28 protein-coding genes are annotated in these 24,700 nt (G+C 63.5%); 12 read left to right on the top strand and 16 right to left on the bottom strand.

Annotated elements, in window-relative coordinates; translation table 11 throughout:
• The first annotated feature begins 20 nt into the window (after nucleotides 1–20).
• Both ald and yghU read left to right on the top strand, forming a co-directional pair.
• The gene (gene ald / locus DFK10_RS09920) at nucleotides 21–1,139 is read left to right on the top strand and encodes an alanine dehydrogenase (RefSeq protein ID WP_109388872.1); all 1,119 of its coding nucleotides are present in this window, start codon (nucleotides 21–23) and stop codon (nucleotides 1,137–1,139) included.
• 62 nt (nucleotides 1,140–1,201) lie between these two features.
• Nucleotides 1,202–2,065: a glutathione-dependent disulfide-bond oxidoreductase gene (gene yghU, locus DFK10_RS09925; protein ID WP_109388873.1), complete on the top strand. Its 864-nt coding sequence runs from the start codon at nucleotides 1,202–1,204 to the stop codon at nucleotides 2,063–2,065.
• Nucleotides 2,066–2,102: 37 nt separating this feature from the next.
• Here the strand turns inward: yghU and DFK10_RS09930 are convergent, their stop codons facing one another.
• Both DFK10_RS09930 and DFK10_RS09935 read right to left on the bottom strand, forming a co-directional pair.
• Entirely contained in the window at nucleotides 2,103–2,549 is a 447-nt protein-coding gene (locus tag DFK10_RS09930; RefSeq protein WP_109388874.1) for a YtoQ family protein, read from the bottom strand.
• A 40-nt stretch (nucleotides 2,550–2,589) separates the two neighbouring features.
• Nucleotides 2,590–3,222, bottom strand: a complete 633-nt coding sequence (locus tag DFK10_RS09935; protein ID WP_109388875.1) for a class I SAM-dependent methyltransferase — start codon at nucleotides 3,220–3,222, stop codon at nucleotides 2,590–2,592.
• A gap of 85 nt (nucleotides 3,223–3,307) precedes the next feature.
• Between DFK10_RS09935 and DFK10_RS09940 the strand changes: the two genes are divergently transcribed.
• The gene (locus DFK10_RS09940) at nucleotides 3,308–4,204 is read left to right on the top strand and encodes a LysR family transcriptional regulator (protein WP_109388876.1); all 897 of its coding nucleotides are present in this window, start codon (nucleotides 3,308–3,310) and stop codon (nucleotides 4,202–4,204) included.
• Here DFK10_RS09940 and pheT read toward each other — a convergent pair.
• The 7 genes from pheT to pyk form a co-directional block, all read right to left on the bottom strand.
• Complete coding sequence (pheT, locus tag DFK10_RS09945) at nucleotides 4,201–6,600, bottom strand: phenylalanine--tRNA ligase subunit beta (protein WP_109388877.1); 2,400 nt, start codon at nucleotides 6,598–6,600, stop codon at nucleotides 4,201–4,203. The genes DFK10_RS09940 and pheT overlap by 4 nt on opposite strands.
• Nucleotides 6,601–6,690: 90 nt before the next feature.
• Nucleotides 6,691–7,515 (bottom strand): type 1 glutamine amidotransferase, encoded by an 825-nt coding sequence (locus DFK10_RS09950; RefSeq protein WP_217810121.1) that lies wholly within the window; start codon nucleotides 7,513–7,515, stop codon nucleotides 6,691–6,693.
• A gap of 112 nt (nucleotides 7,516–7,627) precedes the next feature.
• A complete protein-coding gene (gene pheS / locus DFK10_RS09955; RefSeq protein ID WP_109388879.1) occupies nucleotides 7,628–8,689 on the bottom strand; it encodes a phenylalanine--tRNA ligase subunit alpha in 1,062 nt (353 codons plus the stop codon).
• A 232-nt stretch (nucleotides 8,690–8,921) separates the two neighbouring features.
• The gene (rplT, locus tag DFK10_RS09960; protein WP_109388880.1) at nucleotides 8,922–9,278 is read right to left on the bottom strand and encodes a 50S ribosomal protein L20; all 357 of its coding nucleotides are present in this window, start codon (nucleotides 9,276–9,278) and stop codon (nucleotides 8,922–8,924) included.
• A gap of 12 nt (nucleotides 9,279–9,290) precedes the next feature.
• Nucleotides 9,291–9,491 carry a 50S ribosomal protein L35 gene (rpmI, locus tag DFK10_RS09965; RefSeq protein WP_109388881.1) on the bottom strand — a complete coding sequence of 67 codons (201 nt, stop codon included), beginning with the start codon at nucleotides 9,489–9,491 and terminating at the stop codon, nucleotides 9,291–9,293.
• 108 nt (nucleotides 9,492–9,599) lie between these two features.
• A complete protein-coding gene (locus DFK10_RS09970; protein ID WP_109388882.1) occupies nucleotides 9,600–9,824 on the bottom strand; it encodes a hypothetical protein in 225 nt (74 codons plus the stop codon).
• Nucleotides 9,825–9,858: 34 nt separating this feature from the next.
• Nucleotides 9,859–11,310 carry a pyruvate kinase gene (pyk, locus tag DFK10_RS09975; protein WP_109388883.1) on the bottom strand — a complete coding sequence of 484 codons (1,452 nt, stop codon included), beginning with the start codon at nucleotides 11,308–11,310 and terminating at the stop codon, nucleotides 9,859–9,861.
• Between the two features lie 139 nt (nucleotides 11,311–11,449).
• Here pyk and DFK10_RS09980 point away from each other — a divergent pair, with 139 nt between their 5' ends.
• The 3 genes from DFK10_RS09980 (at nucleotide 11,450) to DFK10_RS09990 (ending at nucleotide 13,380) form a co-directional block, all read left to right on the top strand.
• Nucleotides 11,450–12,208: an N-formylglutamate amidohydrolase gene (locus tag DFK10_RS09980; RefSeq protein WP_109388884.1), complete on the top strand. Its 759-nt coding sequence runs from the start codon at nucleotides 11,450–11,452 to the stop codon at nucleotides 12,206–12,208.
• 5 nt (nucleotides 12,209–12,213) lie between these two features.
• Complete coding sequence (locus DFK10_RS09985; protein WP_109388902.1) at nucleotides 12,214–12,522, top strand: DUF1244 domain-containing protein; 309 nt, start codon at nucleotides 12,214–12,216, stop codon at nucleotides 12,520–12,522.
• Between the two features lie 120 nt (nucleotides 12,523–12,642).
• On the top strand, nucleotides 12,643–13,380 hold the full coding sequence (locus DFK10_RS09990; protein ID WP_109388885.1) for a hypothetical protein: 738 nt from the start codon (nucleotides 12,643–12,645) through the stop codon (nucleotides 13,378–13,380).
• 26 nt (nucleotides 13,381–13,406) lie between these two features.
• On the opposite strand, the gene DFK10_RS09995 is transcribed toward DFK10_RS09990, so the two are convergent.
• From DFK10_RS09995 to dgcN, 5 genes are all read right to left on the bottom strand, one after another.
• Nucleotides 13,407–14,150 carry a 3-deoxy-manno-octulosonate cytidylyltransferase gene (locus tag DFK10_RS09995; protein WP_109388886.1) on the bottom strand — a complete coding sequence of 248 codons (744 nt, stop codon included), beginning with the start codon at nucleotides 14,148–14,150 and terminating at the stop codon, nucleotides 13,407–13,409.
• 122 nt (nucleotides 14,151–14,272) lie between these two features.
• Nucleotides 14,273–15,136, bottom strand: coding sequence for a D-amino-acid transaminase (locus DFK10_RS10000; protein WP_109388887.1), 864 nt, complete (start codon nucleotides 15,134–15,136; stop codon nucleotides 14,273–14,275).
• 17 nt (nucleotides 15,137–15,153) lie between these two features.
• Nucleotides 15,154–16,989 (bottom strand): dihydroxy-acid dehydratase, encoded by a 1,836-nt coding sequence (ilvD, locus tag DFK10_RS10005; RefSeq protein ID WP_109388888.1) that lies wholly within the window; start codon nucleotides 16,987–16,989, stop codon nucleotides 15,154–15,156.
• Between the two features lie 165 nt (nucleotides 16,990–17,154).
• A complete protein-coding gene (dgcA, locus tag DFK10_RS10010; protein ID WP_109388889.1) occupies nucleotides 17,155–18,120 on the bottom strand; it encodes an N-acetyl-D-Glu racemase DgcA in 966 nt (321 codons plus the stop codon).
• Nucleotides 18,121–18,180: 60 nt separating this feature from the next.
• Nucleotides 18,181–19,182: an N-acetyltransferase DgcN gene (gene dgcN / locus DFK10_RS10015; RefSeq protein WP_109388890.1), complete on the bottom strand. Its 1,002-nt coding sequence runs from the start codon at nucleotides 19,180–19,182 to the stop codon at nucleotides 18,181–18,183.
• A gap of 257 nt (nucleotides 19,183–19,439) precedes the next feature.
• Between dgcN and DFK10_RS10020 the strand changes: the two genes are divergently transcribed.
• Nucleotides 19,440–20,396: an L-malyl-CoA/beta-methylmalyl-CoA lyase gene (locus tag DFK10_RS10020; RefSeq protein WP_109388891.1), complete on the top strand. Its 957-nt coding sequence runs from the start codon at nucleotides 19,440–19,442 to the stop codon at nucleotides 20,394–20,396.
• Nucleotides 20,397–20,523: 127 nt separating this feature from the next.
• Nucleotides 20,524–20,949: a hypothetical protein gene (locus tag DFK10_RS10025; protein WP_109388892.1), complete on the top strand. Its 426-nt coding sequence runs from the start codon at nucleotides 20,524–20,526 to the stop codon at nucleotides 20,947–20,949.
• Between the two features lie 47 nt (nucleotides 20,950–20,996).
• Here DFK10_RS10025 and DFK10_RS10030 read toward each other — a convergent pair whose 3' ends face one another.
• Entirely contained in the window at nucleotides 20,997–21,446 is a 450-nt protein-coding gene (locus DFK10_RS10030; RefSeq protein WP_217810122.1) for a hypothetical protein, read from the bottom strand.
• A gap of 136 nt (nucleotides 21,447–21,582) precedes the next feature.
• On the opposite strand from DFK10_RS10030, the gene DFK10_RS10035 reads away from it, so the two are divergent.
• Together DFK10_RS10035 and DFK10_RS10040 are read left to right on the top strand one after the other, a co-directional pair.
• Entirely contained in the window at nucleotides 21,583–22,545 is a 963-nt protein-coding gene (locus DFK10_RS10035) for an acetyl-CoA carboxylase carboxyltransferase subunit alpha (RefSeq protein ID WP_109388903.1), read from the top strand.
• On the top strand, nucleotides 22,542–23,042 hold the full coding sequence (locus DFK10_RS10040; protein ID WP_235866815.1) for a hypothetical protein: 501 nt from the start codon (nucleotides 22,542–22,544) through the stop codon (nucleotides 23,040–23,042). Before DFK10_RS10035 ends, DFK10_RS10040 begins: the two co-directional genes overlap by 4 nt.
• Here DFK10_RS10040 and DFK10_RS10045 read toward each other — a convergent pair.
• Entirely contained in the window at nucleotides 23,039–23,614 is a 576-nt protein-coding gene (locus DFK10_RS10045) for a TetR/AcrR family transcriptional regulator (RefSeq protein ID WP_109388894.1), read from the bottom strand. The two genes, DFK10_RS10040 and DFK10_RS10045, sit on opposite strands and share 4 nt — an antisense overlap.
• 82 nt (nucleotides 23,615–23,696) lie before the next feature.
• On the opposite strand from DFK10_RS10045, the gene DFK10_RS10050 reads away from it, so the two are divergent.
• A complete protein-coding gene (locus DFK10_RS10050; RefSeq protein ID WP_109388895.1) occupies nucleotides 23,697–24,161 on the top strand; it encodes an MAPEG family protein in 465 nt (154 codons plus the stop codon).
• 383 nt (nucleotides 24,162–24,544) lie between these two features.
• A partial coding sequence (locus DFK10_RS10055) for an acetyl-coenzyme A synthetase N-terminal domain-containing protein (protein WP_146193254.1) occupies nucleotides 24,545–24,700 on the top strand: 156 nt, incomplete at its 3' end.

A 24,700-nucleotide genomic window follows, 5' to 3' on the forward strand; every position in this document is an offset into this window, starting at 1 on the left:
ACAGAACAGGAGGAAGCAACATGCTCATCGGATGCCCAACCGAGATCAAACCACAGGAGTTTCGCGTCGGGCTCACCCCCAACGCGGCGCGTGAGGCTGTTTCACATGGCCATGAAGTGACCGTGCAGGCCGGTGCCGGCCTTGGCGCAGGCTTCACCGACGAGGACTACCACGCGGCCGGGGCCCGCACCGTCGACACGGCCGAAGAGATTTTCGCCAGCGCCGACATGATCGTGAAGGTCAAGGAACCCCAGGCGGGCGAACGCAAGATGCTGCGCGAAGGCCAGCTGCTGTTCACCTACCTGCATCTTGCCCCGGACCCGGACCAGACCCATGACCTGCTGGAAAGCGGCTGCACCGCCATCGCCTATGAAACGGTGACCGACCGCAATGGCGGCCTGCCCCTTCTGGCACCGATGTCCGAGGTGGCCGGCAAGCTGGCGCCGCAGGTCGGCAGCTGGACCCTGCAAAAGGCCAATGGCGGGCGCGGGGTGCTGATGGGCGGTGTGCCCGGCGTCGGGCCAGCGAAAGTCGTGGTTATCGGTGGTGGCGTCGTTGGCACCCAGGCCGCCCGCGTCGCGGCAGGCATGGGGGCGGATGTAACGGTCCTGGATATGTCCCTGCCCCGCCTGCGCTATCTCGACGATACGTTGCGTGGTGAATTCAAGACCGCTTATGCCTCCAAGGGCAACACCGCCGATCTGGTGGCCGAGGCCGACATGGTGATCGGCGCCGTTCTGATCCCCGGCGCCGCGGCGCCCAAGCTGATCAGCCGCGAGCAACTGTCGACCATGAAGCCCGGCGCGGTGCTGGTTGACGTCGCCATCGACCAGGGCGGCTGTTTCGAAACGTCCAAGGCGACCACCCATGCCGACCCGATCTACGAGGTCGACGGGATCATGCATTATTGCGTGGCCAACATGCCCGGCGCCGTGGCGCGCACTTCGACCATCGCTTTGGGCAATGCGACCATGCCGTTCATGCTGGCACTGGCCGACAAGGGCTGGCGGCAAGCCTGCGCAGACGATGAACACCTTCTGAACGGGCTGAACGTCCATGCGGGGCAACTGACCTATTATGCTGTGGGCAAGGCCTTGGGCATCGACGTCATTTCCCCACAGAAGGTTGTGCGCGGGTGAGGCTTGCATCGGGGTCGTGGGCGATTAGGGTCGCCCACGACCCCGAATGACAGGAGCTTCAGATGTCCGACGTCTATACACCGCCCAAGGTCTGGAAATGGGACCGAGAGAATGGCGGACAGTTTTCCAAGACCAACCGCCCGATTGCCGGTCCGACCCACGACAAGGAGCTGCCAGTCGGCGAGCATCCTTTCCAGCTCTATTCCCTGGCCACGCCAAACGGCGTCAAGGTCACAGTCATGTTCGAAGAGCTTCTGGCCGCAGGGCATACGGAGGCAGAATACGATGCCTGGCTGATCAATATCGGCGAGGGCGACCAGTTCGGATCGGGCTTTGTCGACATCAATCCGAATTCCAAGATCCCGGCGCTTGAGGATCGAACTGGCGCGGACCCATTGCGCGTCTTCGAAAGCGGCTCGATCCTCATCCACCTGGCCGAAAAGTTCGGCGCCTTCCTGCCCGCCAGCGGATCGGCGCGGACCGAGGTGCTGAACTGGCTGATGTGGCAGATGGGCAGCGCGCCCTATCTCGGCGGCGGCTTTGGGCATTTCTACGCCTATGCGCCGGAAAAATGGGAATACCCGATCGACCGTTTCGCCATGGAGGCGAAGCGCCAGTTGGACGTTCTGGACAGGGAACTGGCCACGAAACCTTATATCGCGGGGGACGACTACTCCATCGCGGACATCGCCATCTGGCCCTGGTATGGCCAGTTGGCCCTTGGGCGGCTCTACGATGCGGCCGAATTCCTTGACGTGACCAGCTACGAAAACGTCATGCGCTGGGCCAAGGCGATCGACGCCCGCCCGGCGGTGCAGCGCGGCCGAATGGTCAACCGCGCCTTCGGAGAGCCCGAAACACAGCTGCATGAACGGCACGACGCCAGCGATTTCGAGACGAAAACGCAGGACAAGATCGGCGGCTGATGCGTGCGGGCGCGGACAACCGCGCCCGCTGCACGCATCATCCGGGCAATTGCCCGGTCAGGACATAGCGCAGGATCTGCACCACCTGGGAGGGCTCGCGCGCAACGGCAAGGGCGGCGGCGTCCACCTCTTTGAGGGCGTGGTCGTGTTCGGCCTGTTGCAGGATGATCAGCGACTTGCCCAGGGCTGCGGCATAGCCCGCATCGAAGGCCGCGTTCCATTGCTTGTATTTCTCGCCGAACCGCACGACCACCACATCGGCATCGGCAATTCCCTTGCGGGTGCGGATCGCGTTGACCATGGCCCCCTTGTGATCGTGCCAATACTTGCTGTCCTCGGCACCCAGGATCGCAACGCCGCAATCATCCGATGCGCCGTGATCCGTGACCGGGCTGTCAAAGACGATTTCCAGCCCCTTGGCCCCGTCGATGATCTGCTCGCGCCAGTCGGTATGGATTTCGCCGGATAGGTAGACTTTCAGCATATCGTTCTCCCTTCGTGATTTGCCGGGAGTGTTACCAGCCTCAGACCTTGCGTGCCACGATATAGCGGCTCATCACGGGGCCGGTGCTCGTCTCGATCACCTCGAAGCCCGCCGCCTCGATGGATTTTTCCAGCCCGTCGAACCGAAAGGATCGCACGAAGGGCGCCAGCCTAACCAACCGCATCAGCGGGATCATGGCGCGAAACGCGAAGCGCCGCAGACCGATCGAGGGCTCGGCAAGACACACGGTCTTCGAGATGAAATAGCCACCTTGCGGCAAGGCACCGTGGATGGCGTCGAAGACATCTTCCACATCGCGCAAAAGATGCAAGAGGTTCAATGCCAGAACCACATCGACCGGTCCCGCCTCGGCGATGCCATCTTCGGCAGTTGCTGCGGAAAACGTGATGTTATCCACGTTGTCACTCGCTGCCTTGTCCCGGGCGATGCGGATCATCTCCGGCGAAATGTCGGTGCCGTGGTAATGCGCGACGGCCCCGGCCAGGAGCAGCCCGGTGGAGCCGGTGCCGCAACCCAGTTCCAGGACGCGGTCGGTCGATTTCAGATAGGACCGCGTGCGGTCCAGCGTGTATTCATAGGCCGGCATGTCCTTGATCGGCGAAGCCGCGTATTTCTCGGCGGCGCGGTCCCAGAAACGGGTCGGGTTTGTCATGTCTGTTCTCCTTTGAGGAGCACAATACAGACGAATAGGTCATCGGGAAATTGACGAAATCCAAAGGGTTTCTATACAAGAATGCATGGATAGACTGCAACGCCTCGACTGGAACCACCTGCGCGCATTTCTTGCAACGGCCGAGCAAGGATCGCTTTCCGCCGCAGCCAAGCACCTTGGCCTGACCCAGCCGACATTGTCGCGCCAGGTGTCGGCACTGGAAGACGAGCTATCGCTCTTGTTGTTCGAACGTGTCGGGCGCGGCCTTTCGCTGACCAGTGCCGGGCATGATCTGCTGACCCATGCACGGGCGATGGGCGCGGCGGCAGAGCGGCTGACCTTCAGCGCGATCGGGCAGCAATCCGAAATCTCAGGCCGCGTCAGTATCTCGGCGAGCGATATCCTGTCCCACAACATCCTGCCGGACGTCGTTGCGGACCTGCGCCGCCTCGCGCCGCAACTGGCCATCGAGGTGGTGGCAACCAACCAGCTATCCGACCTTCTGCGGCGCGAGGCCGACATCGCCATCCGTCACGTCCGCCCAGAGCAATCCAACCTGGTGGCGCGACGGGTCAGAGAGGGGCACGGCCTGTTCTATGCCGCAACCGATTACCTCGACCGCCGCGGGCGTCCGACCACGCCCGAGGCCATGGCGGCGCTGGACTGGGTGGCCTTCGGCGACCCCGAAATGATGTGCGGCCACATCCGAGCCATGGGTGTGCCGGTTACGCCGGACAGCTTCGTCGTCCAATCGGAGAACGGTATCGTCGCCTGGGAAATGGCCTGTCGGGGCATGGGTGTCTGTCCCATGGACCATATGATCGCCGCGCGTGATCCCCGGGTCGAGCCGGTGCTCGCCGATCAATTGGAAGTCGATTTCCCGGTCTGGCTGGTCACCCACCGGGAAATTCACAACAGCCCGCGTATCCGGCTCGTCTTCGACCACCTGGCCAAGGTGCTGTCGGCCCCCGTCGCGGTTTAGCCGCGCAGCTGGCCGCCCGTGGCCTTTTCGACCTTCTCGACGATCCGCCCACCGACAGCCTCGATATCCTTCTCGGTCAAAGTCTTTTCGCTGGGCTGCATCCGCACGGTAATGGCCAGGGATTTCTTGCCCTCGCCGAGCGATCCGCCAATGAATTCGTCGAAGACCCGCACGCTTTCGATCAGGGCCTTGTCGGCCCCCGCGGCGGCGTTCACCAGTGTCAAAGCCTCGACATCGGCATCCACCACGAAGGCAAAGTCCCGTTCGACCGCCTGAAGGTCCGGCACATGAAGGGCGCCCCGGTTCGGGTCCGCCTTGCGCGGCAGGGGAATTTCCTCGGGCCAGAGGGTGAAGCCCACAGCGGGGCCTTTCACATCCAATGCGCGCAAGACCTTGGGGTGAATCTCGCCGAAAACGCCCAGCACCTTTTTCGGGCCAAGGCAGATCTTGCCGTGACGGCCCGGATGCCACCATTCCTCGGCACCGCGCAGGATCTGCACCTTGGCAGGCGCGCCCATGGCGGCCAGCACCGCCTCGGCATCGGCCTTGGCGTCGTAAATATCCACCGGGCGCGAGGCGCCATGCACGTCCTTCGGCGTCGTGCGCCCCACCAGCAAACCGGTCACGACCGTCTTCTGTTCCCCCGGCTCACCCCCGAAAAAGGCATCTCCCACTTCGAAAAGAGCCATGTCGGGCATGCCCCGCGCCTGGTTGCGGGCGGCGGCCTGCAACAGGCCCGGCAGAAGCGCCGGACGCATATGGGACATCTCGCTGGAAATGGGATTTTCCAGCATGGTCGCATCATCACCACCGCCAAAAAGTGTCGCTGCCTTCTTGTCGATGAAGCTGTAGGTCACGCACTCGTTATACCCCAGCGCCGCCGTGGTCCGCCGCGCCATCTGAACACGCTTCTGCATCGGCGTCAGCACCGGCGCGGGCACACCGGGACGGGGGCGCGGCATGGGCGTACCCTGCAACTTCGTCAGCGAGGCGATACGTGCCACCTCTTCGACCAAGTCGGCCTCGCCCTGCACGTCGGGGCGCCAGCTCGGCACATGTGCCATGTCGCCCTCCATGACGAAGCCCAGCGCCTCAAGCGTGGCGCGTTGGGTTTCTGCCGGGATGTCCATGCCAACAAGCGACGAACACCGGTCGGTATCCAGCTTGTAGGCCCGCGACACATCCGGCACCGCGCCGGCCTGAACCACCTCGGACGCCTCGCCCCCGGCATGATCCACGATCATCCGCACCGCGTGTTCCATGCCATCGGCGGTGAAGGCCGGGTCGATGCCGCGCTCGAACCGGTAGCGGGCGTCGGAATTGATCTTCATCGCGCGGCCCGTATAGGCGGTGCGGATCGGGTCGAAATAGGCGGCCTCGACGAAAACATTCACGGTCTCGTCGCTGCACCCGGTGCGCAGCCCGCCCATGACACCGGCAATGCTTTCGGGGCCTTCGGCATCGGCGATCACGGTCGCGCCCTCGGGGAAGGTGTAGTCCTTCTCGTCCAGCCCGGTCAGGGTTTCGTCGCCCTTGGCCCGGTAAAGGCGCAGGGCGTTCCCGGTGATCTTGTCGGCATCGAACACGTGTAGCGGGCGGTTCAGGTCGTAGGTGAACCAGTTGGTCACATCGACGAGGAAGGAAATCGGCCGCAGCCCGATGGCCTTGAGCCGTTGTTGCAGCCAGGCGGGGCTTGGGCCGTTCTTCACGCCCTTGATCAGGCGCCCGTAGAAGACCGGGGCCTGTTCCAGCGTGTCCCTGTCGATGGTCACGGAGACCGGGCACGGGAAGGACGCCGGAACCGGATCGACCGAAAGCGGCTTCAACGTGCCAAGCCCGCGCGCGGCGAGGTCACGGGCGATGCCATGCACGCCCAGCGCATCGGGGCGGTTCGGGGTGATCGCGATCTCGATCACCGGGTCGACCTTTTCCGGCGCGTTCTCGGCCAGCCAATCGGTGAATTTCTGACCCACCTCGCCGGAGGGCAACTCGATGATCCCGTCATGTTCCTCGGACAGCTCCAATTCGCGCTCCGAGGCCATCATGCCGTGGCTTTCGACGCCCCGGATCTTGCCCACCGACAGGGTCACGTCGATCCCGGGCACATAATCCCCCGGCTTGGCCAGAACCACGGTGATGCCTTCGCGCGCATTGGGGGCGCCACAGACGATCTGCTTTTCGCCCTCATCCGTTTCGACCATGCAGACCCGCAGCCGGTCGGCATCGGGATGCTGCTCGGCCGACTTAACCTTGGCAAGCGTGAAACGTTCCAGCTTTTCAGCGGGGTTCTCGACCCCCTCGACCTCCAGCCCGAGATCGGTCAGCGCCTCGCAGATCTCGTTGACGGAGGCGGTGGTTTCGAGATGCTCTTTCAGCCAGGACAGCGTGAATTTCATGGGGTTCCCCGGGGGCATTTGCAATTTGTCCCGCGCGGTTTAGCGCATCCCCCCGCCGGGGAAAAGCGCCCTATGGCCCAAAGCGCCGCCCTAGTGAGTGAGGCGGCTGCGCACCGGGGCGGCCAGATGCAGACCGACCGCGGCCCGCTCGGTCACAAGCTGCAGCCAGGCCAGCAATTCCGCCGCCCGCGCCTGGGGCTGCATCGCCTCGGGCGTGGTGCCCAACCGCGCCGCCGCGAGGCAGTCACCGGCCGCACAGGTCAGGTCCGCAACCAGACCCGCATGATCGGCAAAGATCGACCCGCTCGCGGTCAGGTAGTCGGCCAGTCCAGCCAGCGACAATTCCGGGTGATATTGCGTGGCCCAGATGCAGGTGCCGTCCCCCTCGAAGGCAAAGGCCTGGATCGGCGTATGCGCGTTGCCCGCCATCAGGATCGCGCCGGGGGGCAGCTCCGCCACCTCATCCCGGTGCACGCAGGGCGCACCGAACAGCGCCGGGCGCTGCGCCATCATCGGATGCGCCCGCCCCTCGACCGTCAATGCCATGTCGCGGGCGATGCCCACTTCCAGCCCGTTGGGGTTTTCGCGCACCGTGCCGCCCAGCGCCAGCGCCGCCAGGTGCATGCCGTTGCAACTGCCCCAGATCGGCTTGCCACTGGCCATCGCCCCCTCCATCGCCGCCCAAAGCGGCGTCGCCTCCGGGTCGGACACCGCCCATGCCTCGCCCGAGCCGGTAAAGACAATCCCGTCCGCGGCCAGATCCTCGGCCGTCAAAGGCGCGGCATAGGGGTTGGCAATTGTCGTCGTCACATGGGGCGCAAGGGACGCGAAGGTCTCAACAAAGGCCTGCGCCCCCGACAGGCCGCGGGCGACGGTTTCAGGCGTATTGCCTTCGACGATAAGGATATGGGGCATGGCGCACTCCATCGCTGGGGATGGAGAAAGACTGCGCCCGGTTCAGAAGATTCGCGGCGTCATGGGCGACATCGGCGGGTGGAAAGCGGCACGCGGGACATCAGGGCTGGCGTCACCCCCCATGCACGGTCGGCACCTGCAACGCGCTGAACCCGTAATGCCGCAGCCAGCGCAGGTCGCTTTCGAAGAACGCCCGCAAATCCGGAATCCCGTATTTCAGCATGGCCAGACGGTCGATCCCGATGCCGAAAGCAAAGCCCTGCCATTCGTCCGGGTCGATCCCGCCCGCCTGCAGCACCTTGGGGTGGACCATGCCCGACCCCAGCACTTCCAGCCAGTCGTCGCCTTCGCCGACCTTCACCGTGCCCCCTTCAAAGGAACACTGGATATCCACCTCGGCCGAAGGTTCCGTGAACGGGAAATGCGAGGCGCGGAAGCGGGTTTCCACGTGGGTGCCGAAAAAGGCGCTGAAGAATTCCTCCAGCACCCATTTCAGGTTCGCCATGGAAATGTCCTTGTCGATGGCCAGCCCCTCGACCTGGTGGAACATCGGCGTATGGGTCTGGTCGTAATCGGCCCGATAGACACGGCCGGGGCAGATGATGCGAATGGGCGCACCCTGCGCCTCCATCGACCGGATCTGAACCGGGCTGGTATGGGTGCGCAGCACATGGGGCGGGCGATTGTCGCCCTCGGCCCGGTGCGTGTAGAACGTGTCCATCTCGGCCCGGGCCGGATGGTGGCCGGGAATGTTCAGCGCGTCGAAATTGTACCAGTCGCTTTCGATCTGCGGTCCCTCGGCCACGGCGAAACCCATATCGGCGAAGATCGCCGTCACCTCTTCCCAGACCTGGGACACGGGGTGAATGCTGCCCACCCGGCGGTCGCGCGCGGGCAGGGTCACGTCCAGCCACTCGGCCTTCAGCCGCTCGTCCAGCGCCGCATCTTCCAGCGCCACCTTCTTGGCCGCCAGCGCGGCGTTGATCTCGTCCTTGAGCGCATTCAGCGCCGGGCCCATCACCTGCCGCTCTTCCGGGGTCATCTTGCCCAGCTCGCGCATCTTCAGGCTCACTTCGCCCTTCTTGCCGACGGCCGAAACGCGGATCTCCTCCAGCGTCGCCTCGTCGGCGGCCTTTGCAATCAGGTCAAGATATTTGGACTTCAGCTCATCCATGACGGGCCCCTTGAATTGGTCACGGCTCGTTACCCCGGCCCCGCCCCGGTTTCAAGCGACCCCCGCTTCTTTGGGTTCCAAATACCGCGGGGGACGGCGCGCCCCGCGCGCCGGGGGGCAGAGCCCCCACCAAACAGACCTGCGTGCGCAGCACACTATCTGGCAACGGCTCCACAACGAAAAAGGCCGCCCAGAAAGGACGGCCCAATTCGATTTGCAATGCAGCGTGGCTTTACAGCGCGGCCTTTGCCTTTTCCACGATCGCGCCGAACGCGTCGGGCTCGTGCACGGCCAGGTCGGCCAGAACCTTGCGGTCCACTTCGATCCCGGCCTTCGTCAGGCCGTTGATGAAGCGCGAATAGGTCAGGTTCTCATCCGCGGCGCGGACGGCGGCGTTGATACGCTGGATCCACAGGGCGCGGAAGTTGCGCTTGCGGTTGTGACGGTCACGGGTCGCATACTGGTTGGCCTTGTCGACGGCCTGGGTTGCGACCTTGAAGGTGCTCTTGCGACGGCCATAGTAACCTTTGGCCTTGTCGGTGATCTTCTTGTGACGACGATGGGTGACGGTTCCGCCTTTGACTCGCATATCCGATCCTCCTTAGCGCGCGTAGGGCATCATGGGCTTGATGATCTGCTCATCAGCCTTGCTGAGGGTCGTGGTGCCACGAGCATCACGGATGAATTTGTTGGTGCGCTTGATCATGCCATGGCGCTTGCCGGCCTGACCCGCCTTGATGCGGCCCTTGGCCGTCACCTTGAACCGCTTCTTGCAGCTCGACTTGGTCTTCATCTTGGGCATTTCCGTCTCCTTGAACGTAACGGTGACACGCGACTCGGCATGCCACTTCGGGCCGGACGCGCGGTAGAGCGGGCCGTATAGGCCCCGTTCGCCCCTTTGGCAAGGGTCTCAGTTGATATAGCGGCCCACCACCTCGACAAAGACCGAGGGGATATCCTCGATCTTGTAGCCGATGGGGTTCTGATTGACGGCCAAGGCGATCAGCCCGCCCCCGACCAGCACCGCGATCGACGCCGCTCGCGGCACGCGCCCATCTGCCAGCGCCCCCATGATCGACGGGATCGAGAATCCCGCCACCACGAGGCCGACGACGAGCATCAGGTCAGGATCCATGGGCCAATCTCGCAACTGGGGCTGTTGCGAGAGGCTACTCCGTTTCCGCAGCGTAAATCAAACGTTCCTCGCAGGGCGCGACCCGAAGGATGTTGGTGGAGCCCGGCGTGTTGAATGGAACCCCGGCCGTGACCACCACCATGTCCTCCTTGCTGGCGATACCGGTCTTGAGCGCGGCGCGCACCGCTTCGACCACGGCGATCTTGAAGCGGTTCACCTCGGTCGTGGTGCGCACGCAATTGGTGCCCCAGGACAGGCAGAGCCGCCGGGCGGTCTCGATCCGGGTGGACAGCACGATGATCGGCACGCGGGGCCGTTCCCGCGCGGTCAGAAGGCCTGTCGTGCCGCTTTCGGAATAGCAGCAGATCGCCTTGATATCCGTGGTTTCGGCGATCTCGCGCGCCGCCGCGACGATCCCGTCGGCGACGCTTGTGCGATCGGCGGTGCGGCTGGATTCGATGATGGCCGTATAGTTTTCGTCGCTTTCGACTTCGAAGGCCACGTTGTCCATGGTCGTGACCGCCTCGACCGGGTAGTCGCCTGCCGCGGATTCCGCGCTCAGCATGATCGCATCGGCGCCCTCGTAGATGGCCGTTGCCACGTCCGAGACCTCGGCGCGGGTGGGCATGGGGCTTTCGATCATGCTTTCCAGCATCTGGGTGGCGACGATCACCGGCTTGGCGGCGGTGCGGCATTTGCGGACCAGGCGTTTCTGGATCGGCGGCACGTTCTGGACGGGCAGTTCCACCCCGAGATCGCCGCGCGCCACCATGATCCCGTCAGACGCCTCGATGATGTCATCGAAATTCTTCACCGCGGCGGGTTTCTCGATCTTCGACAGGATCGCAGCACGCCCTTTGGACATTGCCCGCGCCTCTTCCACGTCCGATGGGCGCTGCACGAAAGACAACGCCAACCAGTCCACGCCCAGGTCACAGACGAATTCGAGGTCCTTGCGGTCCTTGTCCGACAGCGCCGCCAGAGGCAGCACCACGTCGGGTACGTTCACGCCCTTGCGGTTCGAGATGGTGCCGCCGACGACGACTTCGCAATCGGCGAAGTCGCGGCCACAGTCCTTGACCCGCAGCTTGATCTTGCCGTCATTGATCAGCAGGTGCGCGCCCGGTTCCAGCGCGTCGAAGATTTCCTTGTGCGGCAGTTGCACACGGGTGGCGTCGCCCGGCGTCTCATCCAGGTCCAGCCGGAAGGCCTGGCCTTCCTCCAGTTCTTCGCCCTCGTCATTGGCGAAGGTGCCAACCCGCAGCTTCGGACCCTGCAGGTCGGCCAGGATGGCGATGGGGTTGCCCACGTCCTCTTCGACCTTGCGAATGATCGCGTGTCGCTCGCGAATCTCGTCATGGCTGCCGTGGCTCATGTTCAGGCGAAACACGTCGGCCCCGGCCTCGTGAAGGGCACGGATCATCTTGTAGTCGCTCGACGCCGGCCCGAGGGTGGCGACGATCTTGACGTTGCGGTGGCGTCTCATAATCGAATCTTTCGTCGGCTGCGGGGCGCTCGGCCCCTTGTTATCGCTAACGGCTCGCCGCCCTTATTGCGCATTTCACTTCCGGCCTCAACTGTCCTAAGTCAGGTGTCATGAAGATGACAGCCTGTGTGTCCGCCCGATGACCTATCAACCCTATCACCTGCACGGTGCGGATCGCCGCTCGCGCTGGGTGATCTCATGTGACCACGCCACCAATACCGTGCCCCCCAGCGTGGGCGGCGGCGACCTGGGTCTGAACCCGCCCGACATGGAACGCCATATCGCCTATGACGTCGGCGCCGCGGGGGTGACGCGGGCACTGGCCGATCTTCTGGATGCCCCGGCGGTCCTGTCCAATTTCTCGCGCCTGGTGATCGACCCGAACCGGGGCACCGACGACCCCACCCTGTTGATGAAACTGTATGACGGCACGGTCATCCCCACCAACCGCACCGCCGATGACGCCGAAAAGCAGCGCCGTATCGACGCCTTTTATGAACCCTATCATAATGCGCTGGAAGAGGTCGCAGGCCGCTACGACGATACCGTTCTGGTGGCTATTCATTCCTTCACACCCAAGCTGAACGGTCGGCATCCGCGCCCCTGGCATGTCGGCATCCTGCACGAGCAGGACCGCCGACTTTCCGATCCCTTGCTGGCCTTGCTGCGCGCCGAGCCCGACCTGTGCATCGGGGACAACGAACCCTATGCCGGACACCTGCCTGGGGATTCGGTGGACCGCCATGCCCTGCAGCCCGGCCGACCCAACGCATTGATCGAGCTGCGCAACGATCTTATCGTGACCCCCGAACAACAGGCGCACTGGGCCGAAAGGCTGGCCCCGATCCTGACGCAGGCCTTGCACCTGATGGACCAGCAAGAAACGAGGACCGCATGACCCAGATCGACGACCAGACCCGCCTTGAACTGGAAGCCGCCGCGTTTCGCCGGCTGCAAAAGCACCTGATGGAAGATCGCCCCGACGTGCAGAATATCGACCTGATGAACCTGGCCGGGTTCTGCCGCAACTGCCTGTCCCGCTGGTATCAAGAGGCCGCCAACGCGCGCGGCATCGAGATGACCAAGGAAGAGGGACGCGAGGTGTTCTACGGCATGCCCTATAACGACTGGAAGGCCCAGAGCCAGACCGAGGCCAGCCCCGAAAAACAGGCGGCCTTCGAGAAGGCGTTCAAGGAGAATGTGGGGGAGTAGGGCAGATTCCAAGGATGATCGGACGCGCGCCCGTCCGGCATAGGGTATCAAAAGCACCACGGCATGGCGGGCCGTCCTCGCGCCACGTCGCTCAAGTTCAGACAATGCGCAGGTTAAGCCGTGCTCCGACCGTCACTGAAATACTCTCTGGTCTCGGCCTTCACGAAACAGCCCGATCTGCCCGCGTTCGAGGGCGAGGCGCTGGTCTTCGGCTCGGCGCCGGACCCGATACTGCCACGCGAAACAGAGCCCGAGACAAAGCTCGTTTCTGTCAATGCCTCGCAGGCCTCGCTTGACCGGTTTTTCGACGACCCGCCAGATTTCACCTTCATGCGGTCGAATTTCGTCCGAAACCGGCAGGTCGATACTGAAATGGTTTCAGCCCTCGCCAACAGGCGGACCAAGCGGCTCTTGTTGGTCTGCACCGAGGGTTTGAACAAGACCCAGGAAGAACTCAGTGCGCAACTGGCCCCCAACCTCAAAATTCTTGGCGAGGCCGGCTATCTTTTCGACGCTTGCACACTGCTGAGCAATGCGCAGCGGCACCTTGTGATCAACCAAGCGGTTGAAGGACGTCGCCGGGCTCTGAAATCGCGCAAAGTCACTTCAATGGGCGTTTTTGCTGCAGCGGCCTGCCTGCATATGGGTGCCAGACGAGTGACAATCGCCGGGATCTCGCTGAATCAATCGGGGCATTCCTACTCCGGTTCCGCCTTGCCTCGCGCCCATGTCACCCGGGATCAACAGGTGCTCAGGCTCTTGGCCAAACGATACGGAAATCGCATAGTATCCACCGATGCGTCACTATGCGAATTGACCGGGGTTCAGCCATATGACGGACCGGTGCGGACGGACTGAGGACGCAGATACTTTGACGACCGGCCTCAGGGCAGCCCGTTCTCCTTCAGGAAAGCCTCGACCTTGCCCACGTCATCGAAGGTATCGACAGCCAGGCTACGGCCGGACAGTTCCACCATCTGAATGTCATACCCCAACTCGGCAAAGCGCAGGATCTCGATATCCTCGATCTCTTCAAGAGGCGTCTTTCGGCCCTGCTCACCAAAGGCTCTCAGCTTTTCTACAGGAAAGCTGTAGATACATATCTGCTTCCACCCGCCCATGAATGTGTCGGCCTTATTACCGGGGATCGGAGCGCGCGACATGTACTTCATTTTCTTGTCCTGATCGAAGACGACCTTCGGAACCGCCCGCGATCTCCATTCCGCCTCGTCCGCAATGCGCGCGTAGCCGTTAAGGATAGTATCGGGATCTGCACAGGCGCGGCTGACCATGGTCCGAATATCGTCGGGGTCGATGATCGGTTCATCGCCTTGCACATTGATTACGATATCGACATCGGCATGTTGCAGTGCGAATTCGTATAGACGGTCCGTTCCCGTCAGGCACGCCTCACCCGTCATCGCGACCTGTGCACCGGCGCGTTCGGCGACCTCCTTGATGCGCTCGTCTTCGGTGGCAACCCAAACCCTCTCAGGATTGACGGCCTCCACCGTTCTCTCCCAGGTTCGGACGATCATCTCCTTGTCGCGAATCTTGAGCAACGGCTTGCCCGGAAGCCGGGTGGACTTGTACCGCGCCGGGATCACAACCGCATAATTCGGCGACATTCTCTAAGCTCCGATCCTTTGCCACGACCGGCATGCCGTGGTGCTCCGTAAGCAGGTTCCAAGCAATCTTGCTGGAATGCAACCGCATGGGCGAAAAGAAATCAGTGGCGTATCCTGTCCGCTCAAATCGCCGCCTTGCGGCTTTCCTCCAGGTAGATTTCGCGCAGGCGTTTGGACACAGGGCCCGGCGTGCCGTCGCCCAGCACCGCCTCGTCCACCTGCACGACCGGCATCACGAAGGTCGAGGCCGAGGTGACGAAGGCCTCGTCCGCATCCTTTGCCTCATCAATCGTGAAATGGCGTTCCTCGACCTTCATCTGCGCCTCGCGGGCGAAGCGCAGCACGGCGGCGCGGGTGATCCCGTGCAGGATATCGTTGGACAGCTGGCGCGTAATGATCGTGTCGCCCTTGACGATATAGGCGTTGTTGCTGGTGCCCTCGGTCACGTGGCCATCCTCGATCATCCAGGCATCGTCGGCCCCGGCCTTCTTGGCCATCATCTTGCCCATGGACGGGTAGAGCAGCTGCACCGTCTTGATGTCGCGCCGGCCCCAGCGGATATCCTCGATCGAGATGACCTTGATGCCCTTCTTCGACGCGGGGCTGTCTGCCAGGCCGGGCTTGGACTGGGTGAACAGAACCACGGTGGGCTTGACCTCCTCCGGATCGGGAAAGACGAAATCCCGGTCTTCGGCGGCACCGCGCGTGACCTGAAGATAGACCATCCCATCGGTAATCCCGTTTACCCGCACCAGTTCTCGGTGAATTTCCAGCAGGTCGTCGAAACAGTCGGGTTTCTGGATATCCAGTTCTGACAGCGACCGCTCAAGCCGCGCCAGGTGCCCGTCGAAGTCGATCAGCTTGCCGTCCAGCACGCTGGTGACCTCGTAGACGCCATCGGCCATCAGGAAGGCCCGGTCGAAAATCGAGACCTTGGCGTCGCCCTCGGGCAGATACTGGCCATTCACATAGACGGTGCGGGACATGGGCGGTTCCTTTGTTCTTATTCGGGCAATTGGCGCACGGCGCCCTTGGCAGCACTGGTGGTCAGCATGGCATAGGCCTTGAGCGCGGTGGACACCTTGCGCTTGCGCGGCTCGGCCGGTTTCCAGCCCTTTTCCTCCTGCGCGGCGCGGCGGGCGGCCAGGGTCGCTTCGTCCACGGCCAGGTTGATGGTCCGGTTGGGGATGTCGATCTCGATCAGATCGCCCTGTTCGACCAGCCCGATCGTGCCGCCCTCGGCCGCCTCGGGCGAGACATGGCCGATGGACAGACCCGAGGTGCCACCGGAAAAGCGCCCGTCGGTGACCAGAGCGCAGGCCGCGCCAAGACCCTTCGATTTGAGGTAGGAGGTCGGGTAGAGCATTTCCTGCATCCCCGGCCCGCCTCGTGGCCCCTCGTAGCGGATGATGACCACGTCGCCTTCCTTGACCTTGCCGGTCAGGATGTCGTTGACGGCCTCGTCCTGCCCTTCGACCACGTAAGCCGGACCGCTGAATTTCAGGATACTGTCATCGACACCGGCGGTCTTCACGATGCAGCCTTCTTCGGCCAGGTTGCCGAACAGAACCGCCAATCCGCCATCCTGGCTGAAGGCATGCTCCTTGCTGCGGATCACGCCGTTTTCGCGGTCGGTATCGAGGCTGGGATAGCGGCGTTCCTGGCTGAAGGCCTGGGTGGTACGCACCCCGCCGGGCGCGGCGGAATAGAAACTGCGCGCCACCTCGGACTCGGTCGTGGCGATGTCCCAGCGGGCAATCGCCTCGCCCATGGTGGGGCTGTGAACCGTTGGCAGGTCCGCATGCAACAGCCCCGCGCGGTCCAGCTCACCAAGGATGGCCATGATGCCACCCGCGCGGTGCACGTCTTCCATATGCACGTCGGACTTGGCCGGGGCCACCTTGCACAGGCAGGGCACCTTGCGGCTGAGCCGGTCGATATCTTCCATGGTAAAGCCGATCTCGCCCTCGTGGCTTGCCGCCAGAAGGTGCAGGACCGTGTTGGTGGAGCCGCCCATGGCGATATCCAGCGACATGGCGTTCTCGAAGGCCTGGAAATTGGCAATGGAGCGCGGCAGGACAGAATAGTCGTCCTGTTCATAGTGTCGCTTGGCCAGGTCCACGATCAGGTGGCCGGCCTCGATGAACAACCGCTTGCGGTCGGCATGGGTGGCCAGGGTCGAGCCATTACCCGGCAGGGACAGGCCCAGCGCCTCGGTCAGACAGTTCATGGAATTGGCGGTGAACATGCCCGAACACGATCCACAGGTCGGACAGGCCGCTTCCTCGATGGCATGCACCTGTTCGTCGCTATAGCTGTCATCGGCCGCCGCGACCATCGCATCGACAAGGTCGAGCGCCTTTTCCCCGTCACCCCATTCGACCTTGCCGGCCTCCATCGGGCCACCCGAAACGAAAACCGTGGGAATGTTCAGCCGCATGGCGGCCATCAGCATGCCTGGCGTGATCTTGTCGCAATTCGAGATGCAGACCATCGCGTCGGCGCAATGGGCGTTGACCATGTATTCCGCCGCGTCCGCGATCACCTCGCGGCTGGGAAGGGAATAGAGCATCCCGTCATGGCCCATGGCGATTCCGTCATCCACGGCGATGGTGTTGAATTCCTTTGCCACGCCGCCGGCCTTTTCGACCTCGCGCGCGACCATCTGGCCCAGATCCTTCAGGTGAACATGTCCCGGCACGAACTGGGTGAAGGAATTGACGATGGCGATGATCGGCTTGCCGAAATCGCCCTCTTTCATCCCCGTCGCGCGCCAAAGGCCACGGGCACCGGCCATGTTGCGGCCATGGGTCGTCGTGCGGGAACGGTATCTGGGCATGCGGGATCCTCCTGAAACGCCAGCGGTTCTTAGCGCAGCCCCGGGGCGAGGAAAATAGCGATTGGGCCGAATTCTGCGCGGCACAATCGCGCCCCGATCGCGGCTCCGCCCGTTCGCACCTTGCATCGTCCACTGGACGATGCACCGGCTACGCCGGACCGGTGCTCACCCCCAAAGATCCGGGGGCGCGGGATGCACCCCCGCTTTACCATAATCCAGCGGCGGGTCGCGATCCTCGGCCAAAAGGAGCGGTCCGTCCAGGTCCACGATCTCGGCCCCCTGCGCGACCAGAACGGCAGGCGCCATGGCCAGCGAAGAGCCGACCATGCAGCCCACCATGACGGCATAGCCAGCCTCTCGTGCGGCATCGCGCAGGGCAAGGGCCTCGGTCAGGCCGCCGGTCTTGTCCAGCTTGATGTTCACCATGTCATACTTGCCCGCCAGCCCCGGCAGGCTGGCCCTGTCATGACAGCTTTCATCGGCGCAGACCGGCAAGGGACGCTCGATCTCGGCCAGCATGTCATCGGCCCCGGCGGGCAAGGGCTGCTCCACCATCTGCACCCCCAGCCGCAAAAGATGGGGGGCCAGATCTGCATAGACCTCGGCGGTCCATCCCTCGTTGGCATCCACGATGATCCGTGCCTCCGGCGCCCCGCGTCGCACCGCCTCCAGCCGAGCCATGTCATCCGGCGTGCCCAGCTTGATCTTGAGCAAGGGCCGGTCCGCGTGCCGCCTTGCTGCCGCCTGCATGTTCTCCGGCGTATCCAGCGACAAGGTAAAGGCGGTGACGCAGGGTTTCGGCTTCGGCAAAGCGGCCAATTGCCAGACCGGCGCGCCGGTGCGCTTGGATTGCCAGTCCCACAGCGCGCAATCCACCGCATTGCGCGCCGCGCCGGCGGGCAGGGCATCCTGCAGGTCGTGGCGGTTGATATCCTCGGGCAGGCCCGCGATCTGGGCTTCGACACTGTCCAGGGTTTCGTCATAACGGGCATAGGGCACGCATTCGCCCTGCCCCTGCACGCCCTCACGCGTGACCCGCACGGTCAGCACCTGCGCCTCGGTCCGACTGCCCCGGGCGATGGTAAAAACCTCCGCCAGCCGGAATCGGTCGCGCGTGACACTCAGGGGCATGACATGTCCTTCATCTTGGCAAATAAACTCACCGGCCCGACACCGGCCACGGGGCCGACCCTAAAGGTCTTGCAGCGCATCCACCAGCCGCCCGGCCCCCTGCCGGAACGGATCTGCAGCCGGCAGCCCCATGCGGTCCTCGACCTCGGCCAGGTAATCCAGCGCTTCCTGTTCGGACATGGCCGCTGTGTTGACAGAGATGCCCGCGACCGTGCAGGCCGGGTTCGCGACCTGGGCCAGCGGCAGGGCGGTATCGCGGAGCTGTTCCAGCGAGGGCAGCGCATAACCCGGAAGGCCGCGCATATGTTTGCGCGTCGGCTCATGGGCAAGGATCAGGGCGTCGGGCTGGCCACCATGGATCAGGGCCATGGTCACCCCGGAATAGGAGACATGGAACAGGCTGCCCTGCCCCTCGATATGATCCCAGTGATCGGCGTCGTTGTCCGGCGTCAGGTATTCCACCGACCCGGCCATGAAATCGGCCACGACCGCATCCAGCGGCACGCCGCGCCCGGTGATCAGGATACCGGTCTGGCCGGTGGCCCGGAAACTGGATTTCAGGCCGCGCTTGCGCATCTCGGCGTCCATGGCCAGACCGGTATACATCTTGCCCACGGAACAATCCGTGCCGACGGCCAGACACCGCTTGCCCGTCCGCTTTTCCCCAGTGGCGATCGGGTAGCTGACGGACGGCACCCGCACATCGTGCAATTCCTGCCCCGCGCGACCGGCGGCGGCCACCAGTTCGGGATCGTCACGCAGCAGGTTGTGCAGCCCGCTGGCGATGTCGAAGCCCATATCGAGCGCCTCGATCAGCACCTTCTTCCAGGTCTCGCTGATCACGCCCCCACGATTGGCCACCCCGATCACCAGGGTTTGCGCACCTGCGGTGCGGGCCTCCTCAAGCGTCATGTCGGAGAGGCCAAGGTCGGCCTTGCAGCCAGGCAGGCGCAACTGGCCCACCGCATTTTCCGGGCGCCAGTCCTTGATGCCGATCGCGACCTTCGCGGCCAGCTGATCCGGCGCGTCGCCCAGGAAAAGAAGATATGGGGTGGGAATCATGTGAAAGCCTCCTGAAGGTGCAGCCTATACAAGCATGAACGAACCCCAACCCGATTCGAAAACACAGCGGAATGGTCGTTATTGCGCAAAAAATCTCCGGGTGATCCCCTATATGCAGGAAAATCTTGCATATCAGTTCAAAAACCGGGCCAATCCCCGCAATGCTGCGACTGCAAATTCGCCCTTGCAGCATGGCGCGCAAGAATATACCCACTCGACCAACCAGAACGAAATATCCTTACCGAGGGGAGCCACTCATGTCCTTCCGCCTGCAACCCGCCCCGGTCGCCCGCCCGAACCGCTGCCAGCTCTTCGGCCCCGGCTCCAACACCAAGCTGTTCGAGAAGATGGCCGCCAGTGCCGCCGATGTCATCAATCTCGACCTCGAGGATTCGGTCAGCCCCGGGGACAAGGATATGGCCCGCGCCAACGTGATCCAGGCGATCAGTGACGTGGATTGGGGCAGCAAGACCCTCTCGGTGCGCATCAACGGGCTGGACACCCCCTGGTGGTATCGCGACGTGGTCGACCTGTTGGAACAGGCGGGGGACCGGTTGGATCAGATCATGATCCCCAAGGTCGGCAATGCCTCTGACATCTACGCGGTCGATGCGCTGGTCACGGCGATCGAAACCGCCAAGGGCCGCCAGAAGCCCATCGGCTTCGAGGTCATCATCGAAAGCGCCGCCGGCATCGCCCATGTCGAGGAAATCGCGGCCGCCAGTCCGCGCATGCAGGCGATGTCCCTTGGCGCCGCGGATTTCGCGGCCTCCATGGGCATGGCCACGACCGGCATCGGCGGCACGCAGGAAAACTACTACATGCTACATGGCGGCCAGAAGCACTGGTCCGATCCCTGGCATTGGGCCCAGGCCGCCATCGTCGCCGCCTGCCGCACCCATGGCGTTCTGCCGGTGGATGGGCCGTTCGGCGATTTCTCGGATGATGAGGGCTATATCGCTCAGGCCCGTCGCTCGGCCACGCTGGGCATGGTGGGCAAGTGGGCCATCCACCCCAAGCAGATCGCGCTTGCCAACCAGGTCTTCACCCCGTCCGACGAGGCCGTCGCCGAGGCGCGCGAGATCCTCGCCGCCATGGAAGAGGCCAAGGCCCGCGGCGAAGGCGCGACCGTCTACAAGGGCCGGCTTGTCGATATCGCAAGCATCAAGCAGGCCGAGGTCATCGTGCGCCAGTCCGAGATGATCGCGGGCTGATGCCAGGGCACAGGCCCGCCGCGAAAAATACAGCGAAACGTCTTGTTGTTTTGATTTGAATCAAGGAGTGGGCGGTGTTCCCGCCTCAATCCTTCGCGGGTAACAAACCTGAATGAAGGATACAGGAATGAAACGCTTCGTGCTTTCCGCCGCCGCGCTCGCCATCGCCCTGCCAGTCACCGGCCTTGCCCAGCAGAACGGCCCGGACAGGACCGCTCTGTCGCAGCCAGTCATCGCACTGACCGGCGTTCTGAACAAGAATGCCGATGCCGTAGGACTCGACGAGGACCAGCGCGCAATCCTTGCCGACTGGATCGCCACCATGCCCGCGCAGCGCAAGGCGCTGGAGGATGAGACATTGGCCCTGCGGGCCGACCTTCGAGCCGCGATCATCTCGAATGCGCCGAAAGAAGAACGGGAAGCGATCGCTGCCCGGATCGGCGAAAACGAAACCGCGCTGGTGATGATGCGGTCGAATTGCGCCGATCATTGGCGCAACGTGCTGACTCCCGACCAATTCGCCATGTTGCTTGAATTGGCCGGCGCAGCCTGATCTGCGTGCGGGCCCGTCCGCGTGTCGGGCGGGCCTCGATTCGCGGTTCAGTATTCCCGGAGGGCGACCGCACCGTAGAAACACAGCCGCGAGCAATCCGAAGCATCGCGGCGGATGTCATCCGGCGTCAGCACATGGGCCACGGCCATGCCCTCGAACCGGGCATCGTCACATTCCCCGTCATTGGGAAAGCCGCCGCTGTCATCGCCGAAATCGATCGCGGCGCATTGCGTCGCGGCCAAGGCCTCCTGCATGTTCCAAAGGCTGACCCGGCCTGCCTCATAGGCGGAACGGCAGTCGGTCGCGTCTTGTCCGACATATTGCCAAGTCACGCTCAGCGCCATGCCCGGCCCAAAAAAGCGCCGGTCATCGCATTCGCCATCGCGCGCCCATTCGCTGCTGTCGTCGCCGAAATTGATGTCCTGCGCCATCGCCGGCGCGGCCACCAATGCCAGAAGAATCGCTGCAATCTTGCCCTTCATGTTCACAAATCCCATGCTTCAGATGTCGATCACCACCAATGACCCGACCCTGCCCGGCAAAGCCCCGTTTGGCAACAAGGCCAGGCAAAGCCCCGTTGCATCCCTCCGCCATGCCCCCCTATATGGGCAGCAGTTTGGCGAAAGGTGTTCCATGACCAACTATCTCGACTTCGAGAAACCGCTGGCCGAAATCGAGGGCAAGGCGGCAGAATTGCGCGCCATGGCCCGGGCGAACGAGGAAATGGATGTCGAAACCGAGGCCCAGGCGCTCGACAAGAAGGCCGCCGACCTGCTGGAAAGCCTCTATGCAGATCTGACCCCTTGGCGCAAATGCCAGGTGGCGCGGCATCCTGAACGGCCCCATTGCCAGGACTATATCGAGGCGCTGTTCACCGAGTATACGCCGCTGGCAGGCGACCGGAACTTCGCCGACGATCACGCCGTCATGGGCGGCCTGGCCCGCCTGGACGACAAGCCGGTCATGGTGATCGGCCACGAAAAGGGCAACGACACCAAATCGCGGATCGAACGCAATTTCGGCATGGCCCGCCCCGAGGGCTATCGCAAGGCGATCCGCCTGATGGACCTGGCTGACCGGTTCGGCATCCCCGTCATCACCCTTGTGGACACGCCCGGCGCCTATCCCGGCAAGGGCGCCGAGGAACGCGGCCAGTCAGAGGCCATCGCCCGCTCGACCGAGAAATGCCTCGACCTGCGCGTGCCGCTGGTCAGCGTGGTGATCGGAGAGGGTGGGTCCGGGGGCGCCGTTGCCTTTGCCACAGGCAACCGCATCGCGATGCTGGAACATTCGGTCTATTCCGTGATCTCGCCTGAAGGCTGCGCCAGCATCCTGTGGAAGGACGCCGAGAAGATGCGCGAAGCCGCCGAGGCCCTGCGCCTGACCGCGCAGAACCTGCATGAGCTGGGGATCTGCGACCGGATCATCCGCGAACCTCTTGGCGGGGCTCACCGTGCCAAGGCCAAGACCATCGAGAGCGTCGGCAAGGCGATCAAGGTCATGCTGGCCGAACTGGACGGCAAGACCGGCGACGAGCTACGCGACGCACGGCGCAAGAAATACCTCGGGCTGGGGCAGAAAGGCCTCGCCGCTTGAGGGCGGCACTGCTCGCGCTTGCCCTGCTCGGCCCGGCCGGCCCTGTCTCGGCCGAGGGCCTGATGGACCGAAATGTCAGCTTCGGCGCCTTGGCCTACGAGGACCGCGCGGCACCGATCTTCGTCGGCCAGCGCCACCCGGCCAAGGTTTCGGATGGGGTGGAATACGGGCTTGGGCCCGAAGGGCCTCAGAACGGCTGGGACATCATCCCCGCCATCATCGACATCCGGGCCGACCGGATCGTCATCACCTATCCCGATATTCCACCGGACAGCTTCCCGGTGCTGGAATTCAACGGCTACGTCCTGGACTTCCTGACAGAATGCGTCCTGTTCAACAGCGCCGCGCAGAACGTCGAGCTGTCCACCGAGGCTCTGTCCGAAGACGCGGTCTTCTCCGAGATCAGCCAGCTGTTCATCGACATGAGCGGCGTGACCTTCGGCCCCGACACCTTCATCGTGATCGATGTCGACGTGGCGCCCTGCCCCCTCGGCTAGGGCCGCGTCAACGCGTCGATCATCGCATCGGCCAGCTCATCGGCCCCATGTTTGAGCGGGTCATCCACCGCCTCGGCAAGCCCCTGCATCATCATCAGACCCAGCACCGCCGCGTGCAGGGCCAGCGCCTTGGGCCTTGCCGCGTCGGGATCTGCCGGATCAAGATGCCGCGCCAGCGCGCCATACAGACCGTCTGTGACAGTATGCACATGGTCGAGCATGCCCGTGCCGGGCCGGCCCCGGCTGGTCTGCGGCAAAAGATACATCAGGCGAAACCGGTCCAGGTCCTGGCTATGAAACGCGACCAGGCCCTGCACGAACCGGGCGATCGCCGCGGGCCGGTCCTCGGCACCGTCCAGCGCCACCGTCACCGCCTCGGCCTCGGCTTGCAGGGCCGGAAGGAACAGTGCCGCCAACAGGTCCTGCCGGGTCGGAAACCAGTAGAGCACGGCCTGTTTAGACCGCCCCAACCGGCGGGCGATCGCATCGAAGGAGAGTGCGGACAGCCCCTCGGCCACCAGAAGGCGGTGCGCGATGGACAGGATCTGGTCACGGGTTTCGGTGGCTGGCATCCGGATCTCTTGACTTGCTTACCAACGGTAAGCTACAAAACCTACCATCGGTAAGTCAAGGCCCTTGGAACAGGATTTTCCCATGCCCGAAATCAGCTTCGAAAACCCGGTCCTTGCCGCCTACGCGATCGCGGCGGCGATCATGGCGATCAAGATCATGGGGCAGGGCTGGATGACGGTGGCGCGAATGATGCGTGTCAGCGCCGGATGGGCCAGCCCCGAAGACCTGCGCCCGGGACCGCTCAACAGGTCTCCCGATCCGTCGCAACTGGCCCCGAACGATTACGTGGACCGGTCTCGGCGACTTCATCGCAACGATCTCGAGAACATTCCCGCCTTCTGGGTCGCCGGGGCGCTGTTCGTCCTGACCGATCCACCGCTGATCCTGGCGCAAGGGCTGTTCTTCGGCTTCGTGGCGGCGCGGCTGGCGCATTTCCTGGCCTATGCCACGCAGCGCAGCCACGAGCTGCGCGCGACCTTTTACACAATCGGATCTCTGATCGTCATTTACATGTCATTCCATGTCCTCTGGGCATTGCTGACCTGACAGGCCGGCCCGGCAGAGGGGCACCAAGGCACTGGCAACCAGAGGGCGATTCGCCCCTGCTTTCGTCGAATCTCGCCAAGCTTGACAATTTGACGCACCGGGCCTGAGGGCGTGTTAGCGCTCTCTTGTATGCACTCGTATACCGGCGCATAGCCGCAGCCTTGACTCCGCACTGGCCAGGGCCTCGCAAAACAAGGCGAAATCGGGGCCTGCAAATAAATTTGCAGACTTGACAGGCCAGAATAGAAATTTTTTGACAATAAATACCAACAAAACGGTATCACAAGCCCACCCCTTTACAGATTTGTGTATCAAACGACCTCGAAAGCTCCGCGTTTCGTCAAAATGGAACATGTCGCGCAGCCAGAAGAGGAGGACCCCCCATGCCCGCTGATGATCAGTTGAAACAATCCTACCCGCCGTCGTCCGAGACTGTATCGCGTGCGCATGTTGATGCGTCTCGGTATGAGGAGATGTATGCGGCGTCTGTTTCGGATCCGGAGGGGTTCTGGGCCGAGCATGGGCGTCGTGTCGACTGG

The organism is Salibaculum griseiflavum, assembly GCF_003129565.1.
Classification (GTDB): Bacteria; Pseudomonadota; Alphaproteobacteria; order Rhodobacterales; family Rhodobacteraceae; genus Salibaculum; species Salibaculum griseiflavum.